Genomic DNA, 11,905 nt, shown 5'->3' with positions numbered 1-11,905 from the left:
ATTAAAAAATATTTTCTAAGGATAAGGAGCAATTTCCACTTCGAGTCCTTCCATGGCATCGGCAATATGTAACTGACATCCCAATCTGCTGTTGTCTTTCACGTGGAAAGCCTCAGCCAGCATGGCATCTTCTTCATCTCCCATCGGTTCCAAACCGGGATCATTGATTACATATACCTGGCATGAAGCGCACATCGCCATTCCTCCGCATACCCCAATAGTACCTTCTTCTGCCAATTCATAGGAACGGATAATTTCCATTAAGTTCATGGACATATCCGTAGGAGCTACGACATCGTGGGTTACACCTTCTCTGTCGGTGATTTTAATATTAACGTCTGACATAATTCTGCAAAATTAGTCAATTTTTTTCACAACTGCCTTCTCTGCTTCTTTACGGCTTCCGTCAAATCCGTCTACACCACTTACCGTTGTATATTTTAAGACGAATTTTTTACCCGGATTTAGTCTGTTATATACACTCTGACACATTAAAGTCGCCTCGTGGAAACCACAAAGGATCAACTTCAGTTTTCCAGGATAAGTATTGATATCCCCAATAGCATAAATACCTTCAATGTTGGTTTGATAATCCAACGCATTATTAACAACGATTGCATTTTTCTCGATATTCAGTCCCCAGTTTCCGATCTCACCCAATTTTGGAGTCAATCCGAATAAAGGAATGAAATAATCAGTTTCAATATCATAAGCATCCTGTCCTTCTACTTCTACAGTGATTGCTTCTACTTTTCCGTCACCTTTAATACCGGTAACTTCAGCAGGAGTGATTAATTTGATTTTCCCCTGGTTTTTCAGCTCCTGAACTTTCTCTACAGAATCCAAAGCTCCTCTGAACTCATTTCTTCTGTGGATCAAAGTCACCTCGCTTGCCACATTAGAAAGGAAGATACTCCAGTCCAGTGCAGAGTCTCCTCCACCAGCAATCACAACTTTTTTATTTCTGAAATGCTCAGGTTCTTTAACGAAATATTCAAGACCTTTTTCTTCATAGTCAGCAATATTTTCAAAAGTAGGTTTTCTTGGCTCAAAAGTTCCTAAACCACCTGCAATGGCAATCGCTTTACATCTGTGAACAGTTCCTTTATTCGTGATCACTTCAAACCATTCATCATCTACTTTAGTATAAGAAACAGCTGTTTCGCCTAAGGTAAATCCAGGCTGAAACTGCTTGATCTGCTCCATCAAATTATCCACCAATTCTCCAGCATTCACTGAAGGATAACCAGGGATATCGAAAATAGGTTTTTTAGGATAAAGTTCCGCCAATTGCCCTCCCGGCTGTGGAAGTGCATCAATAATATGGCACTTCATTTTTAATAAACCAGCTTCAAAAACTGCAAAAAGTCCTGTAGGTCCCGCACCTATGATCAATATATCAGTGGTTATCATAATCTTTAAGATAATTTAATTAGACATGTAACTGCAAATTTACTAATTTTAATGCGAAGCATATTTAATTGATTCTAAATAAAAACCTGAGATTTGTCAAATATCTATCATTTAAGATTTTAAATTTGGCAATGTTTTTGTAAATGTCTTGTTATGAATAAAATTTTGAACCTTTTTGCAGTATTTATATTCTTTTTAGGCTCGGCGCAGATTGACAATATCGCAGACGGCGAATCTATTACTCTGAGAATTCACTATGGTTTCCTTAATGCAGGAACTGCCAATCTTACTACAAAGCAAACCACCTACAAAGGGGTTCCTCATCTTTATGTAAAAGGAACAGGACAAACCACAGGTGCTGTGAAAGCATTCTTCAAAGTGGAAGATTTGTATGAAAGTTTCATCAATACACAGACAGGATTACCAAGTTTCTATGTAAGAAATGTACGTGAGGGAAGCTATCGTCAGCATTTTGAAACCGTTTTTAATCACGATAATAATACATTAATTTTAACAGATAAAAAGACACCTGCCAATGGTTCCAAGGTTCTAAAATCCGTAAAAGGGGTTCAGGATATGCTTTCCTGCTTTTATTATTTGAGAAGTAAAAGCCCGGATGAACTGAAAGTGGGTACTGTTATTAATATGAATGTATGGATTGATGATGAAATGTTTCCTTTCCAGCTGAAAGTAACCGGAACAGAAAATTTAAAAACAAAATTTGGGACGATCAACTGTTTAAAGATTATTCCATCGGTAAAAAGCGGAAGAGTATTCAAAGAAAAAGAAGGCGTAACGATGTGGGTTTCCAATGATGCTAACCACGTTCCAATGCTCTTAAAAGCAGAGCTTGCAGTAGGATCACTGAAAGCAAGTATCGACGATTATAAGAATGTAAAATATCCTTTAAAGTTCTCAAAATAACAATCCTCACTTTTAAAGATACAGCCTGTAAATTTTACAGGCTTTTTTTCATTTCTTATGTAATATATTCTTAACACAGATTGTCTTTATAATAGAGGCAGGCAAAGAACTGCAGCATGTCAATACTTCTTGAAGTACCTAGCGGATTCAAACCGAAGTATGGGCATAAGAAACAGACACGTGTAAATTTTTCAATAAGATCAGTTTTTAATTACGTTTTGTTTCTTAGGTCAGTAATTAAAAACAAAAAAACCTCCGGAGCTCCGGAGGTTTGATTTTTTATAGTGTTTTGAATTGTTCCAGTGTTCTGATATCATTTTCGAAGAACATTCTGATGTCACTCATCTGGTAAAGAAGCATGGTAATTCTTTCAATACCCATTCCGAATGCATATCCAGAATATTTTTCAGAATCGATATTCACATTTTTCAGAACGGCAGGGTCTACCATTCCGCATCCCATAATTTCCAGCCATCCTGTTCCCTTTGTGATTCTGTAATCTGTTTCAGAATTTAATCCCCAGTATACATCAATCTCAGCGCTTGGCTCTGTGAACGGGAAGAAAGAAGGTCTCATTCTGATCTTGGATTTTCCGAAAAGCTCAGTGGTAAAGAACTGGATCGTCTGCTTTAGATCAGCAAAGCTTACATTCTCGTCAATATATAATCCTTCAATCTGGTGGAAGATACAGTGAGAACGAGAAGAAATTGCTTCGTTTCTGAATACTCTTCCCGGAGATAAAATTCTGATAGGCGGCTGATTTTCTTCCATATAACGCGTCTGTACCGAAGAGGTATGCGTTCTTAAAAGAATATCCGGATTCTGCTCAATGAAGAATGTATCCTGCATATCCCTTGCCGGGTGGTATTCCGGAAGGTTAAGTGCTGTAAAGTTATGCCAGTCATCTTCAATCTCCGGACCGTCTGCTACGGCAAAGCCAATAGATTTGAAGATTTCAATAATTCTGTTTTTTACCAGATTGATCGGATGTCTGGAACCCAGTTCCAATGGAAAAGCGGGTCTTGTAAGATCTTCTTTTTCAACCACAACAGAAGATGTGGAAGCATTTTTCAAATCCTCCAGTTTTACGGCTACTGCCTGCTTTAAAGTATTGATCTTCTGTCCGAATTCTTTCTTTTGGTCGTTAGGAACTTCTTTAAATTTTTCAAAAAAATCATTCAGAACCCCTTTTTTACCGTTGTACTTGATTCGGAAGTTTTCGATATCTTCCTTAGAGGTAGCATTGAAGCCGTTTACTTCGACCAGTAGTTCTTCTATCTTTTCTATCATTATTTTACCCTTTCAAAATGTTTTGCAAAAATACAATTTTAAGTTGAATAATAAGTCCGTCAAAAAAAAATCTGCCTCTTTTTCGGGAGGCAGACTTCAATCACTTATTTCACTTAAATAAAAAAATTATTTCTTTTCTAAAGCTTTAACGTTGATCTGAAGAGTTACCTCGTCTTTAATCACACCATTTTCAGCCGGAGCCTGGAACTTCACTCCAAACTCTTCCCTCTTGATATCTTTCGGCTCAGTAGCTACACTCACCTCTCCATCTTTCACAGAAACATTAGCTTTAAACTGAACTGGTTTTGTAATTCCTTTTATGGTTAAATTACCATCTAAAAGAGTATTGTAATCACCTTCTGTAGCTGGAGTAACCTTTGTAATCTCATAAGAAGCTGTCGGGAATTTTTCAACTTCGAAGAAATCACCGCTCTTCAGGTGGCCGTTTAATTTCCCTAAATCTTCCGGGCTGTCTTTCAAGTCTACAGAAGTTAAAGAGTTCATATCAGCAACGAATTTTCCGCTTTCCAGTTTTCCGTCTTTCACCGTCACATCTCCACTTTCGAACTTAATTGTTCCAAAATGGCTTGTATTCTCAGATTTAAATACTTTATATCCCTTCCATTCAACCTTACTGTTTAGCGTATCCAAAGTGAACTGGCTACCTTCTTTAGTAGTCGTCACTTCATTACTCTCACTGGTAAGTGGTTTGTCTTTTTTACAAGAAACCATTACAGCAGCAATAAATAATGCAGGAATAGCTAACGAAAACAGTTTTTTTCTCATTTTTGATTTATTTTTATTAGTTCCGCTAATATAATAAAAAAAATTATGTTTTCATAAAAACCTTACATTTGTAATATGCTATTAGAAATAAACAATTTATTTTTCTCTCACAACAAAGAAAATCCCCTGTTTCAGAACCTTAATCTAAGGTTTGAAGAAAACAGAATTATAGCTCTTGCCGGTGAAAGTGGATGTGGAAAATCTACTCTTCTTAACCTTATTTATGGTCTTTTGGATTGGGAAAGCGGAGAGATTATTTTTAACGGAACAAAGCTTTTGGGACCGAAAGGAAATCTCGTTCCCGGAGAGCCGGAAATGAAATCCGTAGCACAGAATTTTGATCTTATGCCTTACGCTACAGTGGCTGAGAACGTAGGGAAATTTATTTCTAATATCAATCTAAAACAGAAAAAAGAAATCGTAACGGAGCTTCTTGAGGTAGTAGGGCTTCAGGAATTTGCCAATGTACTTCCAAAATACCTAAGCGGTGGACAACAGCAAAGAGTGGCTATTGCCAGAGCATTATCTGTACTTCCCAAGCTTCTTATTCTGGATGAACCATTCAGTAATCTGGATTTCCCAAGAAAAATTGAACTTAGGGAAAGGCTTTTCAGATATGTAAAACAACATGGCGTTTCTCTGATTATTTCCACTCATGAGCTTCAGGATATTATGCCATGGCTGGATCAGATTGTTATTCTGCAGGAAGGAAGACTGATTCAAAATGACAGTCCGGAAGAAACCTATAGAAATCCCTACAATTCTTATGTTGCTAAATTATTTGGAGAAGTTAATATTTTCAGTAAAACAGAGGCTGAAGAATTCCACCTTAACAAATTCTCCTATTATCCCAAGGAAATCAAAATTACAGAAACAGGTCTCGAGGCCGAAGTTCTGGAAAGCAGATTTGCAGGAAATTATTACTGGAATAAATTAAAGGCAAAAGGAAAAGAACTTGTTGTTTATACGGATGAGAAGATTTCAGGAACAATATTCGTGTCGTTTATTTAAGCAGAAAAAATAAATGGCAGAAGGGTAAAACTGTAAAAGCAAAACAGATTATTCCCCGATTAACAATGCCATTGTTTCAGCTTTTCAGCTTTTCACTATTCTGCACATAACTTATACATTTACTTACACTTATCAATAAAAAAAACACAAACATAAGAATCTGTATATGAAACTTTTTCTTACATTTGTATCTCTAAAGTATAAGGAAATTTTTGGTTAATTCTCTTTCTGCCTTCCAGACGGACATTAGCAATTTTGCAATTAAGTCTGTTGAAAGATTACACTGTCCAATTTTTTCCTTTTCTTATTTTTAGACGTAAAAAGTGAGCTTTCTTACGCTTTCTTTACAAATTCTGACTTAAGAGCCATTGCTCCGAAACCATCAATTTTACAATCGATATTGTGATCACTTCCCGGTCTCAGACGGATATTTTTCACTTTAGTTCCGGCTTTTACCGGTTTTGGTGCTCCTTTTACAGGAAGATCTTTTACTACCACTACAGAATCACCATCCTGAAGTTCATTTCCGTTGGAGTCCAAAATTTTCCCTTCATTGGAAGCTTCTGCAGCTGCTTCTGCAGGATTCCATTCATAGAAACACTGGGAACATACCATCATATTATCGCTCGGATACGTAAACTCGGAGCTGCATTTTGGACAAATTACTGTGTCACTCATATTTTTATTTTTTGCAAAGGTAGAGCTTTTTAGAGGTTGAAGTCAAGAGATAAAGTTCAGTATAGTAGATAATAAGACCATATTAATTTTACACAATACAGTGAATTAACATAAATGAAACAAACTTGCTGCAAAGAAAATAAAGTATAATAATGAACAGTGTATAATTTGTCCGCAAAAATTTTTCATTAAGCAAAAACAACGGTTTATTCATCTTAAAGTGAAAGGCTATTGCCACTAGATAAAAAAATATAAATATTCGGAAAATCTTTACAAATTCAGCATAAAAATTGAGTTCTGCTACTAAAAAATTAATAAATAGATTGACCTTTCATCAATACTATTGGATACATTACTCTCCTACCCTAAAATCCTCTAATTCTCAAACTCAAGAACTCAATCTTCAACTCTCAATTAAAAGTCGTATTTTTGCAGATTCAAACAGCGAAGCAAATTTATGGAACTTATTCACAGAAACTTGGCAATCGGAATTCACGATGCCTTACAGGAGACATTTTTTGAAAAAAACAAATATGCAGATAAAGTTATCGAAAGACTTTTGAAAGCAAACAGAAAATGGGGAAGCCAGGACAGAGCCGTTGTTTCTGAAATTTTTTACAATATTATCCGTTGGAAAAAACGCCTTGAATACTATATGGGTGAAGGGGTGAAACCCAATAATATCTACAAACTGATTATTGCGTATTTACTTTGGAGTAAAACCAATTATAAAAAATTCGAAGAATTTGACGGAATCAAAATCGCCGATATTCTTACTAAACTTAAAAAGAACACTGTTCCTACAAAAGCAATAGAACACTCTATTCCTGAATGGCTGGCTGAAACTCTTGAAAAAGAAATAGGGGCCAACTGGGAAAGAGAAATGATTGCTTTGAATGAGCAGGCTCCTACTGTATTGAGAGCCAATTCTTTAAGAACAACAACCAAAGAACTTATCTCAGACCTTTCTGATGAAGGTGTTGTTTCTTTTCCTATTAAAAATTATCCTGATGCTGTTCAGCTGGAAGAAAAGAAAAATGTTTTCCTTACGACAGCTTTCAAAGAAGGATTATTTGAAGTTCAGGATGCTTCTTCTCAGAAAATCGGGTATTTCCTTGATGTAAAAGAAGGACAAAGAGTGGTAGATGCGTGTGCAGGTGCAGGAGGAAAAACATTGCACTTAGCTGCATTAATGAAAAACAAAGGGCAGATTGTAGCGTTAGACATCTTCGAGTGGAAGCTTGCCGAACTGAAGCGTCGTGCCAAAAGAGCCGGTGCTCATAATATTGAAACCCGTATGATCTCTGACAACAAGGTGATCAAGCGTCTTCATGAAAAAGCTGACAGACTGCTGATTGATGCACCATGTTCAGGCCTTGGAGTTTTAAAAAGAAACCCGGACAGTAAGTGGAAAATTGATCAGGACTTTATTGACAGAATTAAAAAGGAGCAGCAACAAATTCTCCAGGATTATTCTAAAATGCTTAAAAAAGGAGGAAAAATGGTATACGCTACCTGTTCTATCCTTCCTTCTGAAAACAATCTTCAGGTAGAAGAATTTGTTAAAAACAATCCTGGATTCAAGATGATTAAAGATGAAAAAGTAATGCCTAGCGAAGGCTATGACGGATTCTACATGGCTTTGATTGAGAGAATTTCTTAATTTAAGTTCAATAACAATATATTAAACTACTCTATTTTTGGAGTAGTTTTTTTATTTAAAAACCTTTATAAAAAATGTAACAATTTTTGTAACATTTCAACAAAATTGCCTACTAACTGTACAGATTAAACCCGTATTGATACTGTAGAAAGTTTAGAATAACTTTGAAGCAAACTCATTTATTTATGGATACAAGAATTGTTTTCAATTTTATGGCTGTTTTCATGTACTGTCTGTTTTCTGCACAGACGTATGAAATTCAGTATACCAGTTCATATAACGGAAAAGTATCAACGGATCAGCCTTCTACCATTGTTTGGGTCAATGAACAGGAAAATTTCATTGTCAACAGCACCATCAAAGAACAAAAGAGCAATTATCCTTATGAGATCACTAAAGTAGAAAAACCTTCCAACACTATTGTTTCTTATGCATTTTTAAAACCGGGATCAATTATTTCGGCATCAGACCCTGACTCTGTAGGGAAACAGGATTTTGAGCTCACCAATGAAACGAAAAAAATCTTAGGCTACAACTGTAAAAAAGCGGTTACAAAAGTCAATTCAAATACCATTGAAGTCTGGTATACCAATGATCTGAAGCTTAAAGGCGGCCCTTCTGTGTTAGGACAGAATTTAGGATTGGTTCTGGAAGTAGAGAGAAATAAAAATTCTTTAACTACGGCCAGTTCAATCAAAAAAATCAGGAATACCGGAATTGAAAATATTTTAAAAGAAAATATCCGGACAACAGATCAGTTAGGATATAAAGACTTACTTTGGAAAAGCAGATTTACCACATTGAATGTTTTCGACAATGAAACGATCAACTTCTCTGATGCCTCAAAATCTGACGACCAGATTAAAAGATATGCCAACGGAACCATCATTCTTAAAAAGATAAAATTCCCTGCGATTACAGAAGGGGAAAATATTTTTGTTGAACTGAAACAGCAATCCAATGGAGATGCGTATGACAGAACCGGAACCGTATTCTTCATTCCGCAGGATAAAGAAAAATCTTTTTTTGACGGGTTGGAAAAGGGGATAAAAACACTCCCTGCCTACGACAATGGAAACGGAAAACAATATTACGGAGTAACGGCTACTGGCAACTACAGCCCTGCCACGGAGATGATGCGGTTCTTTACGGCATTTGGAATCCAAAAGTTCAATCATATTCAGCTGAAAGGAAAAAACTGGCAGACCATCAGCCCTTACCGACAAGACATTACAGAATTAAAACCGGCTTTATCAGGAAAAGAACTTTGGGTAGGTGTGTTTATCGGCAACTACGATAAAGGAGGACATACAGTAAGTCTTGATATTACCATTCATAAAAGTGATCAGACTGTGAATAAAAACAACACAGTCATTCCTTTGTTTAATACTTTGAATATTATGGAGATGGCCGGACAGGACTACGCTACGATGTTCAGCCAGGATCAAGGTCTTCTTGTCAATTTCACTTTGGATAAAGATCTGAAAAATGCACAACTAAGATATACCACAACTGGACATGGCGGTTGGGAAAACGGAGATGAATTCGTTCCTAAAGCCAATTCTATTTTTGTGGATGGAAATCCGGTATTTTCATTTGTACCGTGGAGAACAGACTGTGGTTCGTACCGTTTATATAATCCGGCTTCAGGAAATTTTCAGGATGGTCTTTCATCATCAGACCTCAGCAGATCAAACTGGTGCCCGGGAACGGTTACCAATCCTAATTTCATTCCTCTGGGAAATCTGAAAGCGGGAAAGCATACGATTCAGGTAAAAATTCCACAAGGACCTACCGAAGGAACAAGCTTCAGTTCATGGAATGTTTCGGGAATATTACTGGGGGTTCAATAAAAACAAAACCTTCTTGCATGAGAAGTGCAAGAAGGTAAAAACACAAATGATGAAAAAAAATTATTTCGAGCCACAAAGTAAGGGGTAAAATTCATATAATTAATTACCATAGATTAATAAATATGTCATTTTTATTTCGTATAGAGATTGAATGAATTTTAGCGCTACGAAAAAAATTAATCAAACACATGCAAATTTCAACAATTAGTTAAAATTTTTAACTTTAAAATACTAATTGATTAAAAATTTTCACATTTAAACATTTTTAATTGTTATTTATAAACATCACTTTTACTTTTGTTCCATAAATAATAAAAAATCATGTGTGGAATTGTATGTTTATTTGATGCCAAGCAAAAAACTGAAGTATTAAGACCTCAGGTATTGGAAATGTCAAAAAAAATCCGTCATAGAGGACCGGATTGGAGTGGAGTTTTTCAGGATGAAAAAGTAATTTTTTCTCACGAAAGACTGGCAATCGTAGATCCTACCTCCGGCAAACAACCTTTATTTACGAAAGACGGAAAAGTAGTATTAGCTGTAAACGGCGAAATCTACAACCATAGAGAATTAAAAGAAGAATTTCCCGATTATGAGTTTCAGACTCAGTCCGACTGTGAGGTGATCCTCGCCTTGTACAGAAAATACGGAAAGGATTTCGTGGAGAAACTCAACGGAATTTTCGCATTCGCTTTATATGATACTGAAAATGATATTTATCTTATTGCCCGAGATCATATGGGAATCTGTCCGCTTTATCAGGGCTGGGATAAAAACGGGAACTATTATGTAGCTTCTGAATTAAAAGCTCTTGAAGGCATCTGTAAAAAAATAGAAACTTTCTTACCGGGACACTTAATGTACAGCCCGGACGGAACCGAACTTCAACAATGGTATACAAGAGAATGGGAGAGTTTTGATCATGTAAAAGACAATGAAACCGACATTTCAAAACTGAGAAAAGGTCTTGAAGATGCCGTTCACAGACAACTGATGAGTGACGTTCCTTATGGAGTACTTCTTTCAGGAGGTTTAGATTCATCTGTGATTTCCGCCATCACTGCAAAATTTGCCCGCCAGAGAATTGAAAGTGGTGATACTCAGGAAGCATGGTATCCGAGACTTCACAGTTTCGCAGTAGGACTGGTTGGTTCTCCGGATCTTGCAGCGGCTCAAAAAGCTGCAGAACACATCGGATCTGTTCACCATGAAGTTAACTTTACCGTTCAGGAAGGACTGGACGCGGTACGTGACGTCATTTATCACCTTGAAACTTATGATGTAACCACCATCAGAGCATCTACCCCAATGTATCTTTTGGCAAGAGTCATCAAATCCATGGGAATTAAAATGGTGCTTTCAGGAGAAGGTTCTGATGAATTGTTCGGAGGTTATTTATATTTCCATAAAGCTCCTAACGCAAAAGAATTCCACGATGAAACAGTAAGAAAACTGGGTAAACTACACCTTTATGATTGCTTAAGAGCTAACAAAGCATTGATGAGCTGGGGAATTGAAGGAAGAGTGCCTTTCCTTGATAAAGAATTCATGGATATTGCAATGACCATTAACCCTCAGGATAAAATGATCAGTACTGCTGAAGGAAAAATTGAAAAATGGGTATTGAGAAAGGCTTTTGAAGATTTACTACCGGATTCAATTGTATGGAGACAGAAAGAACAATTCTCGGACGGTGTAGGTTATTTTTGGATCGATACTTTAAAAGAGGTTGCTGAAAAAGAAGTAACGGATGAAATGATGGCTAATGCAAGATTCAGATTCCCGCTAAACACTCCACAGAACAAAGAAGAATACCGATACCGAACTATTTTTGAAGAACATTTCCCAAGTGAAACAGCAGCTGCTACCGTTCCATCAGTGCCATCCGTAGCTTGTTCTACTCCTATTGCCTTAGAATGGGATGAAGCGTTCAAAAAAATGAATGATCCGAGCGGAAGAGCTGTGAAAGTGCATGAAACTTCGTATTAGAGAGGTATTTGATGAAATGTCAATCGTCAATCCGCTGCGCTGGCGAATCTGTTTCGTGATTCGAGGTTTCGGGTTTCGGGTTTCGGGATATTTTAACGCAGAGTACGCTAAGATATTTCTAATATTTAAAAACGATCGCAAGGGCGTTTCACTCAGCAATTAACAAACTGACACACTAGCTGAACGAAGTGCCTTTGCGAACAAAATAGATAAGATCAAATATAACCTTGCGACCATAGCGTTTATTTAATTTAATACATTTTAACGCAGAGTACGCTAAGATATTTCTAATATTTAA

The 11,905-nt window shown here is 36.5% G+C and carries 10 protein-coding genes; 5 read left to right on the top strand and 5 right to left on the bottom strand.

The features are described from left to right. Positions 1-15: 15 nt before the first annotated feature. Both J2786_RS22045 and J2786_RS22040 read right to left on the bottom strand, forming a co-directional pair. Positions 16-345 (bottom strand): 2Fe-2S iron-sulfur cluster-binding family protein, encoded by a 330-nt coding sequence (locus J2786_RS22045; RefSeq protein WP_034697026.1) that lies wholly within the window; start codon positions 343-345, stop codon positions 16-18. Positions 346-357: 12 nt separating this feature from the next. Then, positions 358-1,413, bottom strand: a complete 1,056-nt coding sequence (locus J2786_RS22040; protein ID WP_047429307.1) for an NAD(P)/FAD-dependent oxidoreductase — start codon at positions 1,411-1,413, stop codon at positions 358-360. Between the two features lie 153 nt (positions 1,414-1,566). Here J2786_RS22040 and J2786_RS22035 point away from each other — a divergent pair, with 153 nt between their 5' ends. Next, positions 1,567-2,337 (top strand): DUF3108 domain-containing protein, encoded by a 771-nt coding sequence (locus tag J2786_RS22035; protein WP_047429305.1) that lies wholly within the window; start codon positions 1,567-1,569, stop codon positions 2,335-2,337. Between the two features lie 279 nt (positions 2,338-2,616). Here J2786_RS22035 and pheS read toward each other — a convergent pair whose 3' ends face one another. After that, positions 2,617-3,627, bottom strand: a complete 1,011-nt coding sequence (gene pheS / locus J2786_RS22030; RefSeq protein ID WP_047429302.1) for a phenylalanine--tRNA ligase subunit alpha — start codon at positions 3,625-3,627, stop codon at positions 2,617-2,619. Positions 3,628-3,753: 126 nt separating this feature from the next. Beyond that, a complete protein-coding gene (locus J2786_RS22025; RefSeq protein ID WP_047429299.1) occupies positions 3,754-4,413 on the bottom strand; it encodes a YceI family protein in 660 nt (219 codons plus the stop codon). 75 nt (positions 4,414-4,488) lie between these two features. Here J2786_RS22025 and J2786_RS22020 point away from each other — a divergent pair, with 75 nt between their 5' ends. Next, positions 4,489-5,424, top strand: a complete 936-nt coding sequence (locus J2786_RS22020) for a sulfate/molybdate ABC transporter ATP-binding protein (RefSeq protein ID WP_047429296.1) — start codon at positions 4,489-4,491, stop codon at positions 5,422-5,424. Positions 5,425-5,757: 333 nt separating this feature from the next. Here J2786_RS22020 and J2786_RS22015 read toward each other — a convergent pair whose 3' ends face one another. Then, the gene (locus J2786_RS22015) at positions 5,758-6,102 is read right to left on the bottom strand and encodes a zinc ribbon domain-containing protein YjdM (protein WP_047429295.1); all 345 of its coding nucleotides are present in this window, start codon (positions 6,100-6,102) and stop codon (positions 5,758-5,760) included. 457 nt (positions 6,103-6,559) lie between these two features. On the opposite strand from J2786_RS22015, the gene J2786_RS22010 reads away from it, so the two are divergent. The 3 genes from J2786_RS22010 to asnB all read left to right on the top strand — a co-directional run bounded on the left by J2786_RS22010 (position 6,560) and on the right by asnB (position 11,607). Continuing rightward, positions 6,560-7,765 carry an RsmB/NOP family class I SAM-dependent RNA methyltransferase gene (locus J2786_RS22010; protein ID WP_047429294.1) on the top strand — a complete coding sequence of 402 codons (1,206 nt, stop codon included), beginning with the start codon at positions 6,560-6,562 and terminating at the stop codon, positions 7,763-7,765. Positions 7,766-7,950: 185 nt separating this feature from the next. Beyond that, the gene (locus tag J2786_RS22005; protein ID WP_047429293.1) at positions 7,951-9,618 is read left to right on the top strand and encodes a GLPGLI family protein; all 1,668 of its coding nucleotides are present in this window, start codon (positions 7,951-7,953) and stop codon (positions 9,616-9,618) included. Between the two features lie 321 nt (positions 9,619-9,939). Next, complete coding sequence (gene asnB / locus J2786_RS22000) at positions 9,940-11,607, top strand: asparagine synthase B (protein ID WP_047429291.1); 1,668 nt, start codon at positions 9,940-9,942, stop codon at positions 11,605-11,607. Positions 11,608-11,905: the final 298 nt, after the last annotated feature.

Origin of the sequence: Chryseobacterium vietnamense (assembly GCF_031454475.1) — a bacterium.
GTDB lineage: Bacteria > Bacteroidota > Bacteroidia > Flavobacteriales > Weeksellaceae > Chryseobacterium > Chryseobacterium vietnamense.
The sequence above is the reverse complement of the archived record's forward strand: the minus strand, read 5'-3'. Positions and strand labels throughout refer to the sequence as shown.